Origin of the sequence: Agromyces sp. NPDC058104 (assembly GCF_042884835.1) — a bacterium.
In the GTDB taxonomy this organism is placed as follows: domain Bacteria; phylum Actinomycetota; class Actinomycetes; order Actinomycetales; family Microbacteriaceae; genus Agromyces.
The window spans coordinates 720,188-740,980 of record NZ_JBHVTD010000003.1 but is presented as its reverse complement, the minus strand read 5'-3'; the positions used below and the strand labels follow the sequence as shown (position 1 = coordinate 740,980).

Here is a 20,793-nt window from a genome sequence, read left to right as displayed (position 1 = left end):
AACCGAGCCGAAGGCATCAAGTCATGTGCCGGGGCGCCGGTGCGATCGAGTGACCGCCTCAGGGGCGGCCGGATCGGCTGGCGCCCGCTGCCTCGCGAACTCGGTCGCCACCACAGTTCAAGCAAGCTCTCGCCACTGAGTGGGCCAGGGGGGACAAGCTTTGTCGCCTGCGCCCCACTGAGCCATACTGACCGATTGTTGACCGATCGTTCTTGACTGAACGTTCACCAATCGCTAACGTCGAGGCGTGGGACGAAACAGGAGCTTCGACGAACGTGATGTCATCGCGCGGTGCGCCGAGTCGTTCCTGTGTACGGGCTACGAGGGTACGTCGATCGACGATCTCGTGACCGCGAGCGGCCTGCACCGTGGCAGCCTCTACAAGGCGTTCGGCAGCAAGCGTGGGCTGTTCCTCGAGGCGCTCCGCCATGCGGACGTCAAGGAGGTCGAGACCCTCGATCTCCTCCTCGTTGCACTGCTCGAGCTCGCGCCGCGTGACCGAGATGTGCGCGAGCTCTGCGCTGAGCGGCTCGCGGAGCTTCCTGGTGGCGACCCGTCCGCGAAGCTCGGTGCCCGGCTGCTCGAGCGCGCTGACCTCAGCCTGCCTTCCATAACGCATTCGTCGGAGAGGACCTCATGAACATCGTCACCATCCAGAACGGCTCCCTGTTCGTCGAGCCGAAGGGGATAGACAAGGTGTGGTCGCTTACCCGGCGAATAGAGGTGCCGCTCGCGCACGTGCGCGGCGCCACGTTCGATCTAGGCGCGAACCACGAACCCAAGGGCGTTCGCGCGCCCGCTCTCTCCGCTCCGGGCAAGTGGTCGGGCACCTTCGTGCGTGACGGAGAGAAGACGTTTTGGAACGTCAGCACTCCAGGAGCGACCATCGTGATCGAGCTGGCCGACGAGCGCTTCGAGCGGCTCGTGCTTACCGTCAACGAGCCGCGCCGGCTGGTCGACGCGATCAACGCGGCCGCCGCCAATGACGGCCGCGAGACCGCAGGGGACGCCGGGGGACCAGCGATGCGAGCCACCCCGGAGGGTGTGCAGTGGGCCGCCGTCATCACATACGTGGCGATCTCGTTCGGGCTCGCCTGGGCGATCGCATTTCCGCTCTGGATTGACGGCGGTCTCGCGAACCCAATCGCTGGGGTGCTGCTGCCTGTCATGATGTTCGCCCCGCTCGTCGCGACGGTCGCCACAGTGTTCCTCGTGCAGGCCCCGCGTCCGGCATCGATCCCCGAGTACCTCGGTCTCTGGCCGCTCCGCCCACTCGCTCGCACGATCTGGATGACTGTCGGCGCGATCTTCGGCAGCATCCTCGTCGTCGTGCTCGGAGCCCTGCTCGCCGCCGCCCTCGGGCTGGTCACGCTCGACCTCGTGGAATTCTCGGGGTTCGCCCAGCAACTCACGACACTCGGCGTCGAGACTCCGCCTGTCCCCATCCAACTGCTTGTCGCGCTACAGCTGATCGCCATCCCCATCGGCGCCCTGGCCAACGGCGTCGCTGCATTTGGCGAGGAGATCGGCTGGCGCGGGTGGCTGCTGCCGAGCCTCCAGCCCCTCGGTAACTGGTCGGCGCTCATCGTCAGCGGAGTCATCTGGGGCCTCTGGCACAGCCCGATCATCCTCCTCGGATACAACTTCGGGCTTACAGATGCTTCTGGCCTCGCCTTGATGGTCGGCGGCTGTACTCTCTTCGGCATCCTCCTCGGCTGGACTCGGCTGCGCACCGGATCCGTCTGGCCCGCGGTCTTCGGCCACGGCGCGTTCAACGCGGCGGCGGGCTTCCTCTCCCTCGTGATCGCCGCCGGGTCGCCGGCGCCGCTGCCGCTGGTGAGCCCGCTCGGCGCGGTCACGTGGATCGTGATGGCCCTCGTAATCGTCGCGCTCGCGGCGACCGGCCAGTTCCGTCGGCTGCCGTGCCGCGACGGACGGGTGCTGCGCCCGGGCGCCTCTTAGTCGCGGCGACGCTCCACGCGGTCCGTCCTGCGATTTGGGGGTGCGCCGCGACCGGTTCTCTGTAAGGGCGCGCGTCGTCGCTCCACGACTCGGGTTCTGAAGTGCCGAGTGAAACTGGGTGGAGACTGCCTCGTCGTTCGGGTCAGCGTGGCGAGTGTGTCGAAGAGGGCGGCCGGGATCGGTGGGGTGATCTGTCGGAAGTCTCACAGTCTCCGGCGCCCCGTTCTGGATGATCGCCGCTGCACCTCGTTGACCACGGAAGTCGGAGTGGACGACGACGTCAAACGTGCAGACAGCGGGGGTGCTGACCCGCGCCGACCCCGCGAGGAAGCTCACTGTCGACCTGACCGGTGTCACGTGGATGCGTCTGCACATCGACTCCAATGGTGCGAACAGCTGGGACCGTGCTAGCTGGGCGAACCCGAAGCTCGACTGCGCCGACGCTTGAGCCGACGCTCAAGGTCGCCGCGGTGATCGAGACCCGTTGCATCGCGGGGAAGGTGTGTGTCGTCGTGCAAGAACGCGACCGCGTTGTTTAAGGCCCGCGCCGTCGAGGTCCTGCAGGCACCATCGAGGTCGAGGTGAAACGGCTGTCCGTCAGGGCAACTGCCACGAGCATGTCGCGTACGATGCCTGAAGCTGCGGTTGACCGAGCCCGCTCAACCCGCAGGGGTTCGATGACCGCCGGATGCCCCGGACAGTGCGATTCCCGCCCCCCGCGGGGCATCCGCCGTGTGCTGCGCCGATCACCTGGCCTCGCCACAAGCTCGTCTCAGTCGAGGATGTACCGACGAACCGCGGCTTCGTCGACCTTGATGCCGAGGCCGGGGGCTGCAGGAAGGGCGAAATAGCCGGCGTCATCGATGCGCAGCGGGTCGACTAGCAACCGGTTCGCAACGCCCACGGTGTAAGGCTGGTACTCGAACGCGAGGAGCGCGGGCGTGGCCGCCGACACATGAACGCCCGCTGCCATCACGACGCCAAACGCCGCCGAGTGGTGCGGCGCGACCTGCACCCCATAGGCGTCGCCGAGCATAGCGATCGCGAGGCCCTCGGTGATGCCGGTGCGTCCGATGTCGGGCTGCGCTACCCGTACTGCTCGACGCTGCATCCAATCGGCGAACTCGAAGCGGTTTCGCATCGCCTCGCCGACGGCGACAGGTGTGGCGATGTACTCAGCGAGCTCGCGATGCCCTTCGACATCTTCGGGTGCGAGCGGGGCCTCGAAGAACCATGCCCGTCGATCATCGAGTTCGCGGCCGAGTAGTTTCGCCTCGCCGAGGGAATATTGCCAATGAGCGTCCAGGGCGACGGTGATGTCGGGGTGCGCCGAGCGTACGGCGTCGTAGGTCGCGAGGTCGGTGGCGATGCCGGAGCCCAAGTGCAGTTTGAACCGTCGGATGCCGCGTTCGGCGAGTTCGCGCGCACGATCGCGCTTCTCCGCGTCATCCGCACCCCTGATTCCCGACACGTAACTCGGAACCGAGTCCGTGAACGCACCGCCGGCGAGCGCCGCGACCGGGCTGTCGAGGGCCTTGCCCCAGAGATCCCAGAGCGCGATGTCGACCGCGGCCATGGCATCGGCTTGGTGCCCGACGAGGTGACCGCGTTCGCGCATGGACTCAGTCATCCGATGCCACAATACGCGAACGGCCCGCGGGTCCATACCAACAAGCAGCGGAGCCAGTATGCGGTCGACGATTGTTGCAGGGACCTCGGGAGCCACCGGTGCTAATGCCTCGCCCCAGCCGACCAGACCGTCGTCGGTCGTGATCTTCACGAAGAGGGACTCGTAACCGGGAGAGTACAGGCTGCGCCACGGCGGGTTTAGTCGGTATCCGCCGTGCGGGATTGTCGCCGAGCCGGCGTAGGAGTCTCCGGCCTCCCGCTGGCTGAGGAACACAGGGAACGTCTCGACACGCTGGATCTTCACTCGCGCTCCTTGGCGGGTTAGGCGCCACGCGAGGCGCGGGCGCAGGGTATCGCTCAGGCAGTGGAGGCGGCCAGCACCGGCCGTTGGGACGGGCTGTAACCGAGCGCGACTGAAATCTCGTCGGCGGCCTCGATCACTTGCAGAGCGAGCTCTTGCGGATGATCGAGGTCGATCGCAGATAGCGGTCCGCTCACCGAGATGGCGGCGACGGTGGCGCCCCCTCTGGTGCGGATGGGGGCGGCAAGGCAGGCCCGACCAAATGCGAGCTCCTCAACCTCGGTGGAGTACCCCCGTGAGCGGATCCCGTCGAGCGCAGCATGCATTGCCGCAGGTTCGGTGATCGTTTGCGGCGTGAACTTCTGCACGCCGGTCGCCAGGTACGCGTCGACCTCTTCGCGCGCCATGCCCGACAGAATCGCCTTTCCGATCGCAGTGGCGTTCAGCGGTGCGGTGCGCCCGGCCATGGTGAAGGACTTCGGAGCGTTCGGGCCCTCGAAGTTGCACAGATAGAAGAGTTGGTCTCCGTTGCGCTCGGCGACGTTCGCTCCGAGGCCGACACGGTGCGCCAGATTCTGCGCGACCTGGCGGGCCGCAGTGAACACCGGTGACTGGTTGAGCGCGATCGAGCCCATGGTAATCGGGGCCTGACCGAGCCGGTAGAGCCCGGTACGCTCGTCTTGAACGACGTACCCGATGCGATCGAGCGAGGACATCATGCGGGAGACGGTCGACTGGCCGAGCCCGGTCATCGCGCAGAGCTCGGATACCCGCAGCTCGCCTTGGTCACCCGAGAAGCAGGCGAGCAGTGAGAGCGCACGCATGACCGCTTGCGTGCCGCCAGCCGAATCTGAAGCCATTTTGTGCGATCCTCTCCGCTTCCATTGTATGGGTGTCGCATTCATTTTGTGCATGCTGAATTCGAGCGAGGTTGCGGTGATTGTCCGGCTCAGGGCGAGTCCTCCAGCCGTCGCGGTCGCCACACAGTCCGTCGTGTCCAGTGAACGCGCCAGCATTGTGGCACGACTCGCGATCGACGCCTCTCGGCCGTTCGAAACCCTGAGTCCGAGGAAGGCGAGGTCGCTCGTCGCGACGATGACGAGGCATTCGACCATCGCTGACTCGTCGAGCAGCGACAACTCGTCGGAATCGATCGCACCAGCGGGAGGCAGGTGCACGTCCGCCCAAGCGCCGCCACGGGCCGATACCGCGGCGGGTACTCCCGAGAACACCAAGCCGCGCAACCGCCCACGCGCTCGAGCGGCCTGAAGACGCTCGAGCGGGCTGACGGCAGACCGCCCCTCGATGGCGGAACGTCCCCGGTTGACAACCACACCGACCGGCGCCAGACCGATCGATCCCATCGAACTCTTCCTTCAGTCGCAAGACGCCTTTCCGCGCGGGCGCCGTGGGCCGCCCGGCACCGCAGTGTTCGAGCAGGAGTTCGGTACCCTCCCAGTCCCACCCGGCGACCTCGTCGAGCGAGTGAGCGAGCGCGTCGCCGGAGGATCCATGCCACACGCGAGGTGCAGTTCGATACCCGAGACGATCTGCCGGCCGGTGTGGTCGCTGACACGGCAGAAGCGCACGTGCCCGCCCGAACTCGTCGGTCGAGGCGAGTCCGAACGCGACGTCATTCGCCAACCTCTCGACGGTCGCCCCGACGAGCGTGGTCACCAGCGTCTTCTCGTTGCCGATTGTCTCGAGCAGTCCGCGCTCGTTATCGTGCAGCCGATCACCAAATATGGGGATCTCGAACCTGTCGACCCCCGGGGTTGCGAGCACCGCGTTCGTGAGAGCGAGGTCATCGGGCGCGCCGAGGCCCGAGGTAATGGCATAGGCACCGACGATGAACTTCGGCGCGGTCACATCCACAGCGACCGCAGGGATGGCTGCAGCCATGCGGCTGGCGACGAGATCGACAGCCCACCGTCGACCGGGATTGTGGCTCCTGTGATGAACGAAGCCCCGTCGGACGCTAGGAACGACACGACCGCGGCGACCTCCTCGGGCCGCCCGACACGGCCGAGCGGGTACCCTTCGGCATGGTCGTACCGTTCGGCCTTGATCGTGCCAGGCGCGACCGCGTTGACGCGGATCCCGCGCGGACCGTACTCGAGCGCGAGCTGACGAACGAGGCCCTCGAGACCCGCCTTGGCAGCGGCGTATGCCGGAAGCGCCGGTGCTGCGCGGACCGCGTTCACCGAGGAGATCGCGACGATGGAGCCACCACGGGGAAGATGGGGGAGAACGGCCCGAGCGGTGAAGAAGGCCGTGTCAAGGCTGGCGCCGATCGTGCTCCGCCACTGCTCATCGGTCGCTTGGTCGGCCGAGACGAAGGTAATGCGCGCCGCGGCCAGCACCAGCACGTCGAGCCGCCCCAGCGTCTCGAGCGCGGTGTAGACGACGTGGTTCGCGCGTTCCGGATCGGCGCAGTCAGCGACTTCGAACCCGGCCCAAACCGGGTCATCCGATACGTCGAGACCGGCCCCGAAGAGCCGGTCGCCGTTGTCGGCGAACGAGCGGGCGATGGCGTGCGCGATGTCCGATTTCGCGCCGATCACAAGCACGCCCCGGCCGGTCATGCGCGTGCCCGCACGGCCCCGGCCCGCAGGCCGAGTTCATCGAGCACCACGCGGATAGCGATGCGGGTGCCCGCATCGACATCGACCGCCGGATACCGGACAGCGGCGTGCGCGATGATCCCCCGAGCCACGAGCACCTCCTTGTGCACCGACCAAGCGATCCCCGGCTGGAGGCCGAGCAGGATGAGCGGCAGGAGCCGCTGGAACCCGTCCCGCGCAGCTGCCAAATCGGCGATGCGCCAGTCGTCGAGTATCGGCTTCAGCAAGTCAGGGAACTCGCACGCCGGCATCGTGCCTATGGCGCCGCGAGCGTACTCCTCGAGGCAGAACAGCGCGTTCTGGCCGCCGATGATGGCGAAGTCATTACTGTCGAGGGCGTCGATGACGGCGCCGACTTTCGGCGCCGTGGGTGGCGCCTCGACCTTGACTGATTCCACCCCGTCGATGCGGCTCAGCTCGGCGATCAACGCCGGCGACATCGCGACGCCGGTCGCACCCGGGGCATCCTGCACCATGATGTGCGCCGGAGTTGACGCTGCAACCTGTCCGTAGAAGTCGACGAGCGAGGCAGGCGCGGGTTTCACCATGTACGGCGGCAGCACCATGAGCACGTCTGCGCCGCCTTCGACGGCTTCGCGCGCCTGCTCGATGGCACCGACCGTGGAGGTCGCGTTCACGCCGGCGATCACCGGCACGGCACCGCCGACGACGTCGCGCACATCGTCGAGGATGATGCGGCGCTCGTCAGTCCGAAGCGCGAAGCCCTCGCTGGCCATTCCGAAAACTGCGACCCCGTCGACGCCGCTCTCGAGCTCGAACTCGAGGAGGCGGCGGAAGCTCGGCCGGTCGAGCGCGCCTGACGAATCGAACGGGGTTGCGAGGATGGGCATCAGGCCCGTCGCGGTCTTGGTCATTGGGTGCACGATTTCTCTTGTCTGTCTGTCTGTCTGGGCGTGGCTACTTCAACATGCCTGACGCGGATAGGCCCGCCATAATGCGCTTGCTGAAGATGAAGTAGATGACCACGAGTGGGGCAGCGGCGAGAAGAAGTCCGGCGAACTGGACGCCGAGGTCGGTGAAGAACTCTCCCTTGAATGCGAGCAGGCCGATGGGCAGCGTCTTGCTCTCGCGTACGGTGAGCAGCACGATGGCGATGCCGAACTCGCTCCAGAACCCGATCAGCTCGATGATCAGCACGCTGAGGATCGCAGGCCATGCCAGTGGCAGGTAGATGGCGGTGAATGTGCGGACTTGGCCTGCGCCGTCGAGTTGGGCGGCTTCGCTGAGCTCGGCCGGGATTGAGGCAAAGAACGGCCGGAGCAGGAGTGTGGCCAGCGGAATGACGAACGCGGCGTACACCACGCTGATACCCCACGGGCTGTTGCGTAACCCCATGGATCCGGCAATGAAGAAGATCGGCACCAGAATCGCGAGGACCGGGATGGTGAGCATGAACGTGAAGAGCCGCGTGACGAACATCGCCGTGCGACCGCCTGCGCGGGCGAGGCCGTAGGCTGCGGCTGTGCTGAGAGTGACGCCGATCAGGAGGGTGCATGCGGTCGCGATGACGCTGTTGAGGACGTACTGCCAGAGTGGGCCGCCGCCGGGTGGGCCGTTCCAAGCGGTGGCGTAGTTCTCCCAGCGCAGGTTGGCAAGGTCGATGCCGAACGGGTTCGCGAAGATCTCGGTATTGGTCTTCAGCGATGCCAGGACGGCGAGGAAGAGGGGCACCAGCACCGCGGCCGCCCAAGCGGCCAGGAGGAGGTGCCCGATGAGCTTCAGAGGCCTGCGGGCGAGTTTCATCCGTTGCGCTCCATCTTCGCGGGTCGGAGGAAGAACAGGTAGATGAACGAGATCACCGTGATGATGAGACTCGCGAGGACCGCAGTCGCGGATGCCATGCCGAAGTCACCGTCGGTGTACGCGCTGCGGTAGATCAAGGTGCCGAGCACCTGGGTTGCCGAGCCCGGTCCGCCGGCGGTCATCGCTTGCACGATGTCGAACACCTTGAACGAAAAGATCAGCTGCAGGAGGACGACGGTCGCGATGACGTCTCTGATGAGCGGCAGCTGGATGCGGGTGGCCATCTGCACGGCGTTCGCGCCGTCGAGTCGACCGGCCTCGATGACTTCGGCGGGCAGGCTCGAGAGTGCGCCGGCGAACATGACCATCGGGAAGCCGGCGTGCTGCCAGATGCTCACGAGGCAGATCACGAGCATCGCCGTGCTCGGGTTGCCGAGCAGGTCGCTCCATTCGGGATTGACCGGACGGAGCAGCTGAGTCAGCCAGCCGTAGTTCGGGTCGAGCGAGTTGGTCCAGAGGATCGCGACGACCGTGACCGGGAGGATGTGCGGCAGGAAGATGATGAACTGATATGTCCGCCAGAACCGTACGCGTCCGGCGATCGCCAGCGCGAAGAGCAGCCCCAAGCCGATTGTTCCGCCGGTCAGCAGTACGGCGAAGAGCATGTTGTTCTTCAGAGAGTGCCAGAACTCTGGATTCACGAGCAGGTCGGTGAAGTTGCCGAGCCCAACGAAGGTCAGCGGCCCGAGTCCGGGCCATTCGTACACCGACAACCGGAACGTCTCGAGCACGGGGTAGAGCACGAAGAGGAAAGAGAGCGCGACCGCGGGCAGGACCCACCAGAGCGTACCGCTCTGACGGGCCCGCACCCGCAGCGGCGTGCGGCGCTGGGCCGGACGAGGCGGAGGCGCGGGGTCGCGGTGCGAGGTGGCACGCACCGCGACCCGTGTTGCTGAGCTCATATCCGGTATTCGCCTACTCGGACAGCTTCGCGGAGAACTCTTCGATGAACTGGTCGGGCGTGATCTCACCCACGAGCACCCGTGAAAGATTGTCGGAGAGGTACGGCGAGACGAGCGGATCGATCCACGGGCTCACCTCGCCGATCGAGTCGAACGACTCGCGCATCTCGTTCGTGTTGGGCAGCAGCGCGTCAGCAAGGACGTCGGCATCGATGTCGGTGCGGGTCGGAGTCTGGCTCGACGAGGTGGCGATAAGCGCCTGTGCCTCCGCACCCGAGAGGAATTCGGCGAGCTTCTTCGCGCCGACGACGTTGTTCGCCGAGTTCGGGATCACCAGGCCGCCGGAATTGAGCGACAGGAACTTCGTGGGCTCCTCTGCCTCTGGGTAGAGCATCCATCCGGTCTCGAAGGCAGGGCTCTGGGAATCGATGATGCCGTCACCCCAGACGCCGACCGAGACCATCGCGGCGCCGCCCGCGGCGAAAAGGCTGATCGCCTGCGCCTCCTGCGCGCTCGCGGCTCCTTCAGCGAAGACGCCCGCCGTGCCCCACTCCACCAGGTCGTTCACCGACGCACGGAACGCCTCGGACTTCACGAGCTCGGGATCGAGCGTGGGCTCGGTGAACTTCGCGTACTCGTCGGGGCTCGCGTGTGCAGCGAGCCGCGCATTGACGAAGTGCATCGCGCCGGCCTGTCCGGTCGCCGCGGCGATGGCGACCGGCTGGATACCCGCCGCCTTCAGCTTCGCGATGATGTCGTTCCATTCGCGCTCGGTCGGAACCCCCTCGGGCGCGGTGATGCCGGCCTGTTCGAAGAGCGCCTTGTTGTAGAAGAGCACCGGGAACCAGGTCTTCGTCAGCGGAATGCCGTACTGCTCGCCGTCGGCGGTCCAGCCGGCGATCACCTGTTCCGTATTGTTCTCGGCCAGGCCGCTGTCCTGCCAGACCCCACTCACGTCCGCGAGAGCGTCGGCCTCGAGCAGCGTCTGGTACTGCGGAGTCGCCCACTGCGCCATCGCGAGGTCCGGCGCGTCCGTGCTCGAATAGAGCTGCACCATCCGCTCACGGATCGCGGCCGCCTCCTGCACATCGAGCGTGACCGTGTACTCGGGGTTCGCCTTCTCGAACTCGGGGATCGCGGCCTCGAGCCACGTCGCGTTCCCGCCGGCGTTGATGAGGACGCGGATCTCGCCGCCCACGGCCGCGTCCGTCTGAGCGGGGGCTCCGGCCGAGCCGATGCAGCCGCTCAGCGCGAGCATCAGGCCGGTGGCGCCAGCCAGCGATCCGAGGATCTTGCTACGAGTTCTCATTGTGCTACCTCTCTGTAGGACAGTGTGTTCTGCAGGACAGTGCAGTGTGTTGAGGGACGACTCCAGGTGACGGGAGTGGTGGGGATGTGCCACCGCCTGGGTGACAAGTAGACCACAATGCGCATTGTATATCCATAGTTTGGATGACATTTGCATCAAATGATGGGCAAGTCCGTCCAGGCGGCAGCCTGTTCGTAGCATGACCGCGGTAAGCGTTGGGGTGACGCCGTGAGGGTGAACCGCGCTATGGAGGAGCCAGGATGCTCGCGGGCGAGGTTGCGTTCGTGCCGCTGCGTAATGTCGCCAGTCAGCGAGGACGTGCGCAACCCATCAGAGACCTGGGTTAACGGCGTCCGTATGCCCGAAACGTGCCGGATACGCCCGATTGCGCCGTCAATCGAACCCGTAGCGGTCGCGAATTGTCGGTAGACTGACGGCATGAGAACCGCGGAAATCCGCGGAATTTCGCCTGAGGGCAGGAGCGTTGCTCGGACCTGGACCCCTTTCAGTTGTTCTTGGTTCGAGTCCAGGTACCCCAGCAGTGAGAAACCCCCGGTTCGCCGGGGGTTTTCGTGTTTCCGGCTGTGCGTCTCGAGTCGCCTGCAGCCTCAGCCGCGCGCGGCCGCCGTGCCCAGTTGCTCGAAGAGCACCGCGTCGACGAGCGCCGCCGCCTGCCCGGGCTGAGTCGGCGCACGGCGGAGCGCCCGCAGGATGAACGCGCCGATGAGCGCATCGACGATCAGCTCGATCGAGGCGGTCGCGGCGAGCTCGCCGCGCTCCTGCGCGACGGCCAGCCGCTCGGCGAGGAGGCGGGTGGCGGGGTTGGCCTCGTCGAGACGGTGGCCGACGACCGCGTCCTCCGCCGCCGCGGCGACGAGGTAGCGGGTCAGGGCGGTCGCATCGGAGTCGCCGGTGAGCCCGAGGGTCGGCTCGAGCCAGTCGACCAGGTCGGCGCGGAGGTCGCCGGTGTCGGCCGGCAGGGGAGTGGGCAGCACGATGGCGCCCTCGAGCAGGGCGTCGGCGATGAGCGCGCTCTTCGACGGCCACCACCGGTAGATCGTCGGCTTGCCGACCCCGGCGTCGGCCGCGATGCCCTCGATCGTGAGCTGGTCCCACCCGCGTTCGGCGAGCTGCGCCGCCGTCGCGTTCAGGATCGCCACCCGCGCCTTCTCGCTGCGGACCGCACCGCGTCGTCGCTCGGTCATGGTCACACCGTATCGGCTCTATTCACAAAACGCTCCGTTACGTAATATGAAACCGTCATCGATCAAGGAGGATTCATGACCGACACCCGAACGCCCCCATCCGAACACCCGAGCGACGAGGTCGACGTCGTCGTCGTCGGATCGGGCGCCGCCGCCTTCGCCACCGCGCTCGGCGCGATCGACGAGGGGCTCACCGTGCTGATGGTCGAGAGCACCGACCGCTTCGGCGGCAACACCGCCATGTCCGGCGGCGGGCTCTGGCTGCCGAACAACCCGCTCATGCAGCGCGACGGCGCGCTCGACTCCCGCGAGGAGGCGCTCCGCTACCTCGATGAGACCGTCGGCGAGCCCGGCCGATCGTCGAATCGCGCGCGCAAGGAGGCGTTCGTCGACGGGATCGCCGACTTCGTCCTCACGAGCGAGCGCTACGGCTTCCGGTGGATCCGGGCGGCCAATTACCCCGACTACTACCCCGAGCTCCCCGGCGGCAAGATCGGCCGCTCGATCGAGCTCGCGCCGGTCGACAGCCGCCGCATCGGCGCATGGCGCAAGAAGTCGCGGGCGCTGCTGCCGTTTCCGATGCTCAACAGCGACATGTACCTGCTCGGCCGCGCCTGGTCGACGTGGTCGGGCTTCTGGCAGGGCGTTCGGCTCGTGTTCCGCACGCTGGGCGGTCTCGTCACCGGCCGGATCCTGGTCGGCATGGGCGCGGCGCTCGCGACCTCGTTCGCGAAGTCGGTCGTGCTCGACGGCGGCGTGCCGCTCTGGCTCGACTCGCCGGCCCGGCGACTCGTCGTCGAGGGCGACCGGGTCGTCGGGGTCGAGGTCGAGCGCGGCGGCGAACTCGTCACGGTGCGGGCCCGCAGGGGCGTCATGCTCGCCGCCGGCGGGTTCGACCGCGACCGCGAACGACGCAAGGAGCTGCAGGGCGTCGAGGGCAACCCGGCCGGGTCGCCCGGTGCGCTCGGCGGCGGCATCGACATGGCCGCGGCGGTCGGGGCAGACCTCGAGTACATGGAGGACGCCTGGTGGGGCGCCACGGTGCGCCCGGTCGAGGGCGGCCTCAACTCGTTCATCGTCGGCGAGCGCTCGATGCCCCACTCGCTGCTCGTCGACAAGGGCGGACGCCGCTTCGCGAACGAGTCGGAGTCGTACGTCGACCTCGGCCACCACATGCTCGAGCACGACGGCGCCACCGGGCCGTACTGGATGATCCTCGACGGACGCTACGCGAAGCGGTACTTCCTCACCTTCGCCGCCGATCCGAAGGCCAACGCCGCGATGACGAAGCAGGGCATCAAGGTGACCGCGCCCACGCTCGACGAGCTCGCCGCGAAGATCGGCGTCGATCGCGAGGCGTTCGCCGCCGAGATCGAGAAGTTCAACGGATTCGCCCGCACCGGCCGCGACCAGGACTTCCAGCGGGGCGACTCGGCCTACGACCGCTACTACGGCGACCCGACCGTCCTCCCGAACAACAACCTCGCCCCGATCGAGCGCGGCCCGTTCACGGCCTACGAGGTCGTCATCGGCGACCTCGGCACCAAGGGCGGGGTCGTCACCGACGAGCACGCGCGTGCGCTCAGGGCCGACGGCTCGGTCATCGACGGCCTGTACTCCGCGGGCAACAACTCGGCCGCGGTGATGGGGCACACCTATCCCGGTCCGGGGTCGACGATCGGTCCGGCCTGCGTGTTCGGGCTCGTCGCCGCCCGGCACATGGCGGGTGCGCGCGGCACCGATCGCGGCGCCGGCGCGGAGGCCGGCGGCATCGCGGCCGAGCCGATCGCGGCGCCCGGCGCGGCCTGAACGGCGCGTCGCGCGCGTGGCGGTGCGACCGCGCGCGCGACGCAACGACGCCCGTGCGGGGAGCGGGGACGCACGTGCCGCTCGCGGCCCCGGCTGCGGCTGCGGCCGCTCGCGACCCGGTGCGCCCCCGAGGTCGTCACAGCATCGTGGTGAGCACGCCGCCGTCGGCGCGGACGGCCGCACCGTTGGTCGCCGAGGCGGCCGGGCTGGCCAGGAAGGCGACGAGGCCGGCGATCTCCGACGGGTCGAGGAACCGCTCGAGGAGCGTCGTCGTGTTCTGCCCGATGATCGCCGCCTTGACGGCGTCGACCGGAGCCGACTGCGACTCGGCGATCGACGCGACGGTCGCCGCGACGCCGTCGGAGTAGGTGGGACCGCCGAGGACGGTGTTGACGGTGACCGCGGTGCCCCGGGTGAGCTTGGCGAGGCCGTTGCCGAGGGCGATCATCGCGGCCTTGGTGACGCCGTAGTGCACCATGTCGGCGGGGACGTTCACGCCGGATTCGCTGCCGACGAAGATGACACGACCCCAGCCCCGGTCCAGCATGCCGGGCAGCAGAGCTCTCGAGAGGCGGACGCCGCTCATCAGGTTCACGTCGAGGTAGCGGCCCCAGTCATCGTCGGTGATCGACTCGAACCGGGCGAGTCCGAAGAGCCCGACGTTGTTGACGAGGATGTCGACGTCGCCGAGGTCGTCGAGCTCGCCCATCAGGCGCGCCACCTCGTGCGGCGAGGAGAAGTCGGCCGCGAGCCCCGTGTGCTCGGCCCCCGGGTGCGAGACGCGGAGCCGGGCGACGGCCGCGTCGACCCGCTCAGGCGTGCGTCCGTTCAGCACGACCCGCACGCCCTCGGCGGCGAGCGCCTGGGCGATCGCGAAACCGATGCCCTGCGTCGACCCGCTGATGAACGCGGTCCTGCCCTGAAGTCGCAGATCCATCCGTGTCTCCTTCCATGACGCATCTGGCGCCACAATTTACTTGCTTGGGAAAGTGATTCTAGGTGGAATTCACTTTCCTGAGCAAGTTTTGGAGTGTCGCCCAGCCGCCGAATCCCACGTGCCGTAGCCTCGGAACATGCCGATCCCGTCCGACTCGTCAGGCCTGAGCGCGGCCCAGCTCGAGGTGTGGGCCTCCGTGGCCACGCTCCTCGAACGGCTCCCGGCGGCGCTCGACGCCCAGCTGCAGCGCGACAGCGGCCTCACCCATTTCGAGCATGGGATCCTCTTCGCGCTCGACAGCGCACACGAACGCACGCTCAGGATGAGCACGCTGGCGGGATTCGCGAGCAGCACGCTCTCGCGACTGTCGCGCGCGATCTCGCGTCTCGAGCGAAAGGGGCTGGTTCGTCGCGAGGTCGCCCCCGACGACGGACGCGTCACCCTTGCCGTGCTGACGGACGCGGGGCACGAGACGGTCGTGCAGTCGACGCCGGCGCATCACGCGCTCGTCGAGCGGCTCGTGTTCGAGTCGCTCACCCCGCAGCAGGTGCGTCAGCTCGGGGTCATCGCCGGCCGCCTCGCCCGGGCCGTCGACCCGGCCGACGCGTGGAGCCCGGGGGAGGATCGGGTCACGTCGGCCTGACCGATCCCGGCGACGTCGGCCGGTCGCTCACTCCGAGACGGCGGGCTCGAGTCGACCACCGGTGCTCCGCGGTCGGGCCCGTTCGTGACGCACCCGTGCGATCGCCGTGGCGGCGACCACGACGGCCGCAGCGATCAGCGCGGCGACGCCGGTCGTGACCGAGTGCGGCTCGTCCGTGAGCCGCGCGACGGCGACCCAGCACAGCCCCCAGCTCAGCGCCAGCGCCGGCGCGATGCGTCCGCCGCCCCGGAACGCGAGCGCGACTCCGGCTGCCGCCGCGGCAGCCAGCACGAGCACCGCCCAGATCTCGGGATCGAGGCCGAAGCCGTCGAAGCCGGCGGCGACGAGCACGGCGGTGGCGTTGGCCGCCGTCGCGATGACGACCCACCCGAGGTGCAGGCCGATCGACCCGTCGGCGACGACGGCCTCGACCCGGTTCTTCGGGGCGGTGCCGCGCAGGATGACGAAGAGTCGGCAGAGCACGACGAGGAGGGTCGCGATGATCGGCAGGCTGAGCGCCAGGAGGTCGAGCTGCACGCTCGCGATCCAGACCGCATTCAGCACGAGGGACGCGGTCACCCACCAGCCCAGGCGGCGCTGGCGCTCGTCGTGCCGTTGGGCCGGCAGCGCCTGCCAGATCGCGTAGGCGAGCATGCCGACGTAGATCACGCTCCAGATGCGGAAGGCGCCGGTGCCCGGCGCGATCAGCGTCGAATCGGCGTCGAGCGCGCCGCCGGCCGCATCCTGGATCGGGGTGCCGACGACGACGCCGGAGCCGATGAACGCCGCGACGATGGCGAGCACCGAGCTGATGAGGACGACGAGCTGCCTGGCGACGTCGCGCCGGCCGGCGGTGTCGCCGATCGATGAGTGGGAGGCGGCGGTGGTCACGAGCGTGTTCCTTCCGTCGATGGTGCGGTGGTGCCACAGCCTCGCACGCACGACCGTGCGGCGTCTGCCCGTTGACATACGTCTGCGCCGCTCGGAAAATACACAAGAACACTTGTACAAAGTCTCTTGTGCATCTATCGTCAGGGACATGGAGACCACCCCCGAACCCGCCGACGGCATCCGCGACATCGTCGACGCCGACGTGCTGAAGGCGTTCACGCATCCGCTCCGCAACCGCCTCTACGACCTGCTCGCCGTCGACGGTCCGGCCACCGTGTCGATGCTCGCCGAGCGCGCGGGCGTCGCGATCGGCAGCGTCAGCCACCACCTCGGCATCCTGGCCAGGGCGGGCCTCGTCATCGAGGCGCCCGAGCTCGCCCGTGACGCCCGCGAGCACTGGTGGCAGCGCGCGCAGCGGGGGGTTCGCTGGTCGTCGTCGGGCCTGGCCGATCCGGCCGCGCGCACGGTCGCCGACTCGCTCGAGTCGCAGATGCTCCAGGAGCAGCACGACCGGGCGCGACGGTGGCTGGCGGAGCGCGACGCGCGCCCCGAGTGGTCCGAGGTCGCGTTCGCCCACCAGTCGCGGCTCTGGCTCAGCCCGGCCGAGCTGGCCGAGCTCGACGAGGCGATCGTCGCGCTGGTCCGCTCGTACTCCGGTCGCGATCACGACGGGCGGGAGGCGGTGCTGCTGTGGGCGCGCGCGTTCCCGAACCGGCCGTGAGCGTCGAGCAGGCTCGGCGGGCCGGCGGGCCGGCGGGCGTCGACGTCGTTGTGGACGCGGATGCCCCCGTCGCGGGCCTGCGCGAGGCGCAGCCGCCGGCCGGGGGTGTGGCCGGCAGCCGGAGGACGCGGGGTGCGCAGGGCGGCGGTCTCCGGCGCAACCGCGACTTCCTGTTGCTGTGGGCCGGCGAGGCGGCATCCGTCACCGGCGCCGGGATGACCAGCGTGCTGCTGCCGCTCGTCGCCGTCAGCCTCCTCGACGCCTCCCCGACGTGGATGGGCATGATCGCCGCGGCCACCTGGCTGCCGTGGCTCGTCGTGGGGCTGCCGATCGGCGCCTGGGTCGACGGCCGCTCGCCGCGCGCCGTGATGATCGGGGCCAACTCGGTCTCGACCGCGGCGTACGCGTCAGTGCCCGTGGCCGCGGCATTCGGCCTGCTGGGCCTGTGGCAGCTCGTCGTCGTCGCGCTCGTCGTCGGCACGGCCACGATCGCGTTCAGGTCGGCGTACACGAAGCTGCTCGTGCGCATCGTGCCCGAGCGCGACCGGCCGGTCGCCAACAGCCTGCTGTTCGGCACCGAGAACGCCGCCAACACGGTGGGGCCGGGCCTCGGCGGGCTCGTCGGACAGCTCGTCGGCCCGGTGAGGGGCATGCTCGGCGAGGCCGTCGGGCTCGCGATCTCGGTCGTCTGCCTCGTGCTGATGCGGCCGCAGCCGCCGACGACGGCTCCCCAACGCGAGCCTCTGCGGGCGTCGGTGCGCTCGGGTCTCCGGCTGGTGTTCGGCGACCGGCGGCTGCGCTTCTTCGCGGTGCAGGGGGCGGTCGCGAACTTCGGGCTGATCGGCCAGCAGGCGGTCCTCGTGCTCTGGCTCAGTCGAGATCTGCGGCTCGACCCGGCGGCGATCGGCATCGTCTTCGCCCTCTCCTCCATCGGCGGCGTGGTCGGCGCGCTCGCCGCCCCCGCGCTCGGGCGCCTGCTCGGCGACGCGCGAGGCGTCAGCATCACGCTGACGGCGGCTGGGCTCATGCTGCCCCTGCTCGCCTTCGCCCAGCCGGGCCCGGTGCTCTGGCTCGTCGTCTCGGCGAACGCGGTCGCCGTCGCGGGCATCGTCGCCGCGAACGTGCTGCGGCGCACCTGGGTGCAGTCCTACGTGCCCGAGCGCATGCTGGCGCGCCAGGCGACGAGCGCGCAGCTGGTGAACTTCGCCGGCATGCCGATCGCCGGGGTGCTGGCCGGTGTGCTCGCCGAGCAGTGGGGGCCGGCTCCGGTCATCTTCGCCATGGGGGTCGTGGCGCTGCTCGCCAATGCGGCCTCCTGGCTGCAGCCGTGGCTCCGGCGGCGCGACCTGCCCCGACGGACGGAGTCGACGCCGCCCGAGTGATCACGAGCGCCGAGTCCTCATCGCAGAATGCTTGACGTACTACGGCACGCGTAGTACGTTCAGCAGTGCAACGCGATGCGATGGGAGGGCGTCATGATCAGTGCCGATGCGATCCGCGGGTACGTCGACCTGATGGTGCTGTCGCTGCTTCGGCAACGGCCGTCGTACGCCTACGAGCTCGCGCAGCAGATCCACGCCGTGACCGGCGCCGAGTACAGCATCAAGCAGACCACCCTGTACTCCGCCGTCAAGCGACTCGAGGCGGCGGCGCTCGTCACCTCGTACGCCGGGGCATCCGAGTCGGGCAAGCCGCGCACCTATTACCGCATCAGCGACGACGGGCTCGCCCACCTCGAGCAGAAGGTCGCCGAATGGCGCGACACGAAGTCGGTCGTCGACCGGTTCATCGAAGGAGTCGAAGCATGAACGTCATCACCGCCTACCTCGAGACGATGTTCGGCGCGTACGCACCGACGCCGAAGCTGCTCGAGGCGAAGGCCGAGCTCCACACGATGATGGAGGACGCGTACCACGGGTACCTCGCCGACGGCCTGTCCGAGAACGAGGCCGTCGGCCGCGTCATCACCGAGTTCGGCAACCTCGACGAGCTCGCCCCGCAGCTCGGTATCAGCGCAGAGATCGCCCCGACGCCGACGGCGACCCCGACCGCAGCGGCGATGGGCGCGGGCGCGGGCGCGCCCGCGTCGCACGCCGCGCGGCGGCTCGCGCCCGCGCCCGTCACACGGGACGAGGCCGAGCGGTACGCCGACGTGCGGCGGCGCACCGAGTCGCGCCTGGCGCTGGCCGTCGCGATGTTCGTCCTGGCGCCGGCACCGCTCATCGCGCTCGCGACGCTCGCGACCGGCGGGGCGATCGCGCTCGGCCAGGACCTCGCCGTGCTGATCGGGCTCGCGTGCCTGCTCGTCGTCGTCGTGGTCGCCGTGCTCATGATCGTGCGCCGCGACGCGCAGCTCGGCCCCTTCCGCAGGTTCGCCGCGGGGGAGTTCACCCGCTCGCCCGACGTCGACCGGTGGGCCGGCGAGCTCGTCGCCGAGGCCGCGCCCCGGCGGGCGACGGCTCTCCAGATCGCGATTGGGCTCTGGATCCTCGCCGCGTCGCCGGTGCTGGCGATGAGCCTGCTCGCGCCGCCGTCGGTGACGAACAGCTGGATCGGCGTCGCCGTCGCCGGCACGCTCGCGATGGTCGCGATCGGGCTCCTCCTCTTCATCCCGAGCAACTGGGCGCAATCCGTCGCCGAGACGCTGACGAAGACCGATTCCGAGGGCTACGCGAGCGGCGACGAGCGCAGCCTCGTCGGGGTGGTCGGCGCGTTCTACTGGCCGATCGTCGTCGCGATCTTCCTCGCCTGGAGCTTCATCGGCAGTGCGTGGGGCATCTCGTGGGTGATCTGGCCGATCGCAGCCGTGCTCTTCGGCGCCCTCGCCGGAGGGCTGCGAGCGGTCGAGCGCTACCGGGCCGCTCGCGAGGCGGGAATGCAGTAGCGAGCGGGGCAGGCCACGGGGCATCCGGACGCCCTGGAATCGAGGCGGGATGACGCGGCGCAGTGCTTTAGGATAGCCTTACCTGCCTGCTTCGGCCTGAAAGGTCCCCCTCTCCATGCGTCAAGTCCTGCGCCGTGCCGTCGTGCCCGCCGTCGCCGTCACCCTGCTCCTCAGCGGCTGCGCCGCCGGAGGCTCGGGAGACGCCGCGGTCGACGAGGACGCCCTCGTCGTCTACAACGCCCAGCACGAGGAGCTCACCCAGGAGTGGGCCGACGCCTTCACCGAGGAGACGGGCATCGAGGTCGTGCTCCGCAACGGCGACGACAGCGAGCTCGGCAATCAGCTCGTGCAGGAGGGTGCGGCGTCGAAGGCCGACGTCTTCCTCACCGAGAACTCGCCGGCCATGTCGCTCGTCGAGGAGGCGGGCCTCTTCGCCCCGGTCGACGAGTCGACCCTCGCGCTCGTGCCCGAGCAGTACCGCCCGGCCTCGGGCGCGTGGACTGGCATCGCCGCCCGTTCCACCGTGCTCGTCTACAACCCCGAGCTGATCAGCGAGGCCGAGCTCCCCGCCTCGCTCATGGACCTCGAGAAGCCCGAGTGGAAGGATCGCTGGGGCGCGGCCCCCGCGAAGGCCGACTTCCAGGCGATCGTCTCGGCCGTGCTCGAGACGCAGGGCGAAGACGCGACCCGCGCCTGGCTCGAGGGCATGGCCGAGAACGCGGTCGAGTACCGCAACAACATCGTCACCATGAAGGCGGTCAACGCCGGCGAGGTGCCGGTCGGCGTCATCTACCACTACTACTGGTACCGCGACCAGGATGCCGCCGCAGAGGACAGCGGCGACACGAAGCTGCACTACTTCGGCGACCAGGACCCGGGCGCCTTCGTCAGCGTCTCGGGCGGAGGCGTGCTGGAGAACGCGAAGCACCCCGACGAGGCCCAGCAGTTCCTCGCGTTCCTCGCGGGCGAGGAGGGGCAGCGGATCCTCGGCGAGGGCTACAGCTTCGAGTACCCGGTCGCCTCGGGCGTCGCCGCGAAGCCCGAGCTGCCCCCGCTCGACACCCTCGACGCCCCCGTGATCGACCCCTCGTCGCTCAACGGCCCGAAGGTGATCGAGCTGATGACGGAAGCCGGCCTGCTCTGACCCCGACC

Annotated in this window: 20 protein-coding genes and 1 pseudogene; 10 read left to right on the top strand and 11 right to left on the bottom strand. The window is 68.9% G+C overall.

Annotated elements, in window-relative coordinates; genetic code table 11:
• The first annotated feature begins 247 nt into the window (after positions 1-247).
• The 3 genes from ACFVTH_RS17305 to ACFVTH_RS17295 all read left to right on the top strand — a co-directional run bounded on the left by ACFVTH_RS17305 (position 248) and on the right by ACFVTH_RS17295 (position 2,410).
• Positions 248-640, top strand: a complete 393-nt coding sequence (locus ACFVTH_RS17305) for a helix-turn-helix domain-containing protein (RefSeq protein ID WP_387093535.1) — start codon at positions 248-250, stop codon at positions 638-640.
• Positions 637-1,962 (top strand): CPBP family intramembrane glutamic endopeptidase, encoded by a 1,326-nt coding sequence (locus ACFVTH_RS17300; protein ID WP_387093532.1) that lies wholly within the window; start codon positions 637-639, stop codon positions 1,960-1,962. The genes ACFVTH_RS17305 and ACFVTH_RS17300 overlap by 4 nt, the downstream gene beginning before the upstream one ends.
• A gap of 286 nt (positions 1,963-2,248) precedes the next feature.
• Positions 2,249-2,410: an NPCBM/NEW2 domain-containing protein gene (locus ACFVTH_RS17295; RefSeq protein ID WP_387093529.1), complete on the top strand. Its 162-nt coding sequence runs from the start codon at positions 2,249-2,251 to the stop codon at positions 2,408-2,410.
• Positions 2,411-2,734: 324 nt separating this feature from the next.
• Here ACFVTH_RS17295 and ACFVTH_RS17290 read toward each other — a convergent pair whose 3' ends face one another.
• The 9 genes and pseudogenes from ACFVTH_RS17290 to ACFVTH_RS17250 all read right to left on the bottom strand — a co-directional run bounded on the left by ACFVTH_RS17290 (position 2,735) and on the right by ACFVTH_RS17250 (position 11,756).
• Positions 2,735-3,895: a mandelate racemase/muconate lactonizing enzyme family protein gene (locus ACFVTH_RS17290; RefSeq protein ID WP_387093526.1), complete on the bottom strand. Its 1,161-nt coding sequence runs from the start codon at positions 3,893-3,895 to the stop codon at positions 2,735-2,737.
• Positions 3,896-3,948: 53 nt separating this feature from the next.
• Positions 3,949-5,256 carry a DUF4862 family protein gene (locus ACFVTH_RS17285; RefSeq protein ID WP_387093523.1) on the bottom strand — a complete coding sequence of 436 codons (1,308 nt, stop codon included), beginning with the start codon at positions 5,254-5,256 and terminating at the stop codon, positions 3,949-3,951.
• Positions 5,257-5,302: 46 nt separating this feature from the next.
• Positions 5,303-5,794: pseudogene (locus ACFVTH_RS17280) on the bottom strand (DUF4862 family protein); the annotation flags it as partial.
• On the bottom strand, positions 5,758-6,477 hold the full coding sequence (locus ACFVTH_RS17275; protein WP_387093521.1) for an SDR family NAD(P)-dependent oxidoreductase: 720 nt from the start codon (positions 6,475-6,477) through the stop codon (positions 5,758-5,760). The gene ACFVTH_RS17275 and the pseudogene ACFVTH_RS17280, both read right to left, overlap by 37 nt.
• Positions 6,474-7,391: a dihydrodipicolinate synthase family protein gene (locus ACFVTH_RS17270; RefSeq protein WP_387093518.1), complete on the bottom strand. Its 918-nt coding sequence runs from the start codon at positions 7,389-7,391 to the stop codon at positions 6,474-6,476. Before ACFVTH_RS17270 ends, ACFVTH_RS17275 begins: the two co-directional genes overlap by 4 nt.
• Before the next feature lie 43 nt (positions 7,392-7,434).
• Positions 7,435-8,280: a carbohydrate ABC transporter permease gene (locus tag ACFVTH_RS17265; RefSeq protein ID WP_387093515.1), complete on the bottom strand. Its 846-nt coding sequence runs from the start codon at positions 8,278-8,280 to the stop codon at positions 7,435-7,437.
• On the bottom strand, positions 8,277-9,242 hold the full coding sequence (locus tag ACFVTH_RS17260; protein ID WP_387093513.1) for a carbohydrate ABC transporter permease: 966 nt from the start codon (positions 9,240-9,242) through the stop codon (positions 8,277-8,279). Before ACFVTH_RS17260 ends, ACFVTH_RS17265 begins: the two co-directional genes overlap by 4 nt.
• A gap of 13 nt (positions 9,243-9,255) precedes the next feature.
• Positions 9,256-10,707 carry an ABC transporter substrate-binding protein gene (locus ACFVTH_RS17255; RefSeq protein WP_387093510.1) on the bottom strand — a complete coding sequence of 484 codons (1,452 nt, stop codon included), beginning with the start codon at positions 10,705-10,707 and terminating at the stop codon, positions 9,256-9,258.
• Positions 10,708-11,159: 452 nt separating this feature from the next.
• Positions 11,160-11,756 carry a TetR/AcrR family transcriptional regulator gene (locus tag ACFVTH_RS17250; protein ID WP_387093508.1) on the bottom strand — a complete coding sequence of 199 codons (597 nt, stop codon included), beginning with the start codon at positions 11,754-11,756 and terminating at the stop codon, positions 11,160-11,162.
• Between the two features lie 75 nt (positions 11,757-11,831).
• On the opposite strand from ACFVTH_RS17250, the gene ACFVTH_RS17245 reads away from it, so the two are divergent.
• On the top strand, positions 11,832-13,565 hold the full coding sequence (locus ACFVTH_RS17245) for an FAD-binding protein (protein ID WP_387093505.1): 1,734 nt from the start codon (positions 11,832-11,834) through the stop codon (positions 13,563-13,565).
• Positions 13,566-13,701: 136 nt separating this feature from the next.
• Here ACFVTH_RS17245 and ACFVTH_RS17240 read toward each other — a convergent pair whose 3' ends face one another.
• Positions 13,702-14,502 (bottom strand): SDR family NAD(P)-dependent oxidoreductase, encoded by an 801-nt coding sequence (locus ACFVTH_RS17240; RefSeq protein ID WP_387093503.1) that lies wholly within the window; start codon positions 14,500-14,502, stop codon positions 13,702-13,704.
• A gap of 136 nt (positions 14,503-14,638) precedes the next feature.
• Between ACFVTH_RS17240 and ACFVTH_RS17235 the strand changes: the two genes are divergently transcribed.
• Complete coding sequence (locus ACFVTH_RS17235) at positions 14,639-15,145, top strand: MarR family winged helix-turn-helix transcriptional regulator (RefSeq protein WP_387093500.1); 507 nt, start codon at positions 14,639-14,641, stop codon at positions 15,143-15,145.
• Between the two features lie 27 nt (positions 15,146-15,172).
• On the opposite strand, the gene ACFVTH_RS17230 is transcribed toward ACFVTH_RS17235, so the two are convergent.
• The gene (locus tag ACFVTH_RS17230) at positions 15,173-16,036 is read right to left on the bottom strand and encodes a TspO/MBR family protein (protein WP_387093497.1); all 864 of its coding nucleotides are present in this window, start codon (positions 16,034-16,036) and stop codon (positions 15,173-15,175) included.
• Positions 16,037-16,184: 148 nt separating this feature from the next.
• Here ACFVTH_RS17230 and ACFVTH_RS17225 point away from each other — a divergent pair, with 148 nt between their 5' ends.
• The 5 genes from ACFVTH_RS17225 to ACFVTH_RS17205 all read left to right on the top strand — a co-directional run bounded on the left by ACFVTH_RS17225 (position 16,185) and on the right by ACFVTH_RS17205 (position 20,785).
• Entirely contained in the window at positions 16,185-16,757 is a 573-nt protein-coding gene (locus ACFVTH_RS17225; protein WP_387093495.1) for an ArsR/SmtB family transcription factor, read from the top strand.
• Positions 16,727-18,139, top strand: coding sequence for an MFS transporter (locus ACFVTH_RS17220; RefSeq protein ID WP_387093492.1), 1,413 nt, complete (start codon positions 16,727-16,729; stop codon positions 18,137-18,139). The genes ACFVTH_RS17225 and ACFVTH_RS17220 overlap by 31 nt, the downstream gene beginning before the upstream one ends.
• Positions 18,140-18,232: 93 nt before the next feature.
• Positions 18,233-18,565 carry a PadR family transcriptional regulator gene (locus ACFVTH_RS17215; protein ID WP_387093490.1) on the top strand — a complete coding sequence of 111 codons (333 nt, stop codon included), beginning with the start codon at positions 18,233-18,235 and terminating at the stop codon, positions 18,563-18,565.
• A complete protein-coding gene (locus ACFVTH_RS17210; protein ID WP_387093487.1) occupies positions 18,562-19,641 on the top strand; it encodes a permease prefix domain 1-containing protein in 1,080 nt (359 codons plus the stop codon). The genes ACFVTH_RS17215 and ACFVTH_RS17210 overlap by 4 nt, the downstream gene beginning before the upstream one ends.
• Positions 19,642-19,756: 115 nt before the next feature.
• Entirely contained in the window at positions 19,757-20,785 is a 1,029-nt protein-coding gene (locus ACFVTH_RS17205) for an iron ABC transporter substrate-binding protein (protein WP_387093484.1), read from the top strand.
• The last annotated feature ends 8 nt before the right edge of the window (positions 20,786-20,793 follow it).

Coding starts and splice junctions, on each gene's coding strand:
- ACFVTH_RS17300 (WP_387093532.1), top strand. CDS start 637: ATGAACATCGTCACCATCCAGAACGGCTCCCTGTTCGTCGAGCCGAAG.
- ACFVTH_RS17285 (WP_387093523.1), bottom strand. CDS start 5,256: ATGGGATCGATCGGTCTGGCGCCGGTCGGTGTGGTTGTCAACCGGGGA.
- ACFVTH_RS17275 (WP_387093521.1), bottom strand. CDS start 6,477: ATGACCGGCCGGGGCGTGCTTGTGATCGGCGCGAAATCGGACATCGCG.
- ACFVTH_RS17270 (WP_387093518.1), bottom strand. CDS start 7,391: ATGACCAAGACCGCGACGGGCCTGATGCCCATCCTCGCAACCCCGTTC.
- ACFVTH_RS17265 (WP_387093515.1), bottom strand. CDS start 8,280: ATGAAACTCGCCCGCAGGCCTCTGAAGCTCATCGGGCACCTCCTCCTG.
- ACFVTH_RS17260 (WP_387093513.1), bottom strand. CDS start 9,242: ATGAGCTCAGCAACACGGGTCGCGGTGCGTGCCACCTCGCACCGCGAC.
- ACFVTH_RS17255 (WP_387093510.1), bottom strand. CDS start 10,707: ATGCAAATGTCATCCAAACTATGGATATACAATGCGCATTGTGGTCTA.
- ACFVTH_RS17250 (WP_387093508.1), bottom strand. CDS start 11,756: ATGACCGAGCGACGACGCGGTGCGGTCCGCAGCGAGAAGGCGCGGGTG.
- ACFVTH_RS17245 (WP_387093505.1), top strand. CDS start 11,832: ATGACCGACACCCGAACGCCCCCATCCGAACACCCGAGCGACGAGGTC.
- ACFVTH_RS17240 (WP_387093503.1), bottom strand. CDS start 14,502: ATGGATCTGCGACTTCAGGGCAGGACCGCGTTCATCAGCGGGTCGACG.
- ACFVTH_RS17235 (WP_387093500.1), top strand. CDS start 14,639: ATGCCGATCCCGTCCGACTCGTCAGGCCTGAGCGCGGCCCAGCTCGAG.
- ACFVTH_RS17225 (WP_387093495.1), top strand. CDS start 16,185: ATGGAGACCACCCCCGAACCCGCCGACGGCATCCGCGACATCGTCGAC.
- ACFVTH_RS17215 (WP_387093490.1), top strand. CDS start 18,233: ATGATCAGTGCCGATGCGATCCGCGGGTACGTCGACCTGATGGTGCTG.
- ACFVTH_RS17210 (WP_387093487.1), top strand. CDS start 18,562: ATGAACGTCATCACCGCCTACCTCGAGACGATGTTCGGCGCGTACGCA.
- ACFVTH_RS17205 (WP_387093484.1), top strand. CDS start 19,757: ATGCGTCAAGTCCTGCGCCGTGCCGTCGTGCCCGCCGTCGCCGTCACC.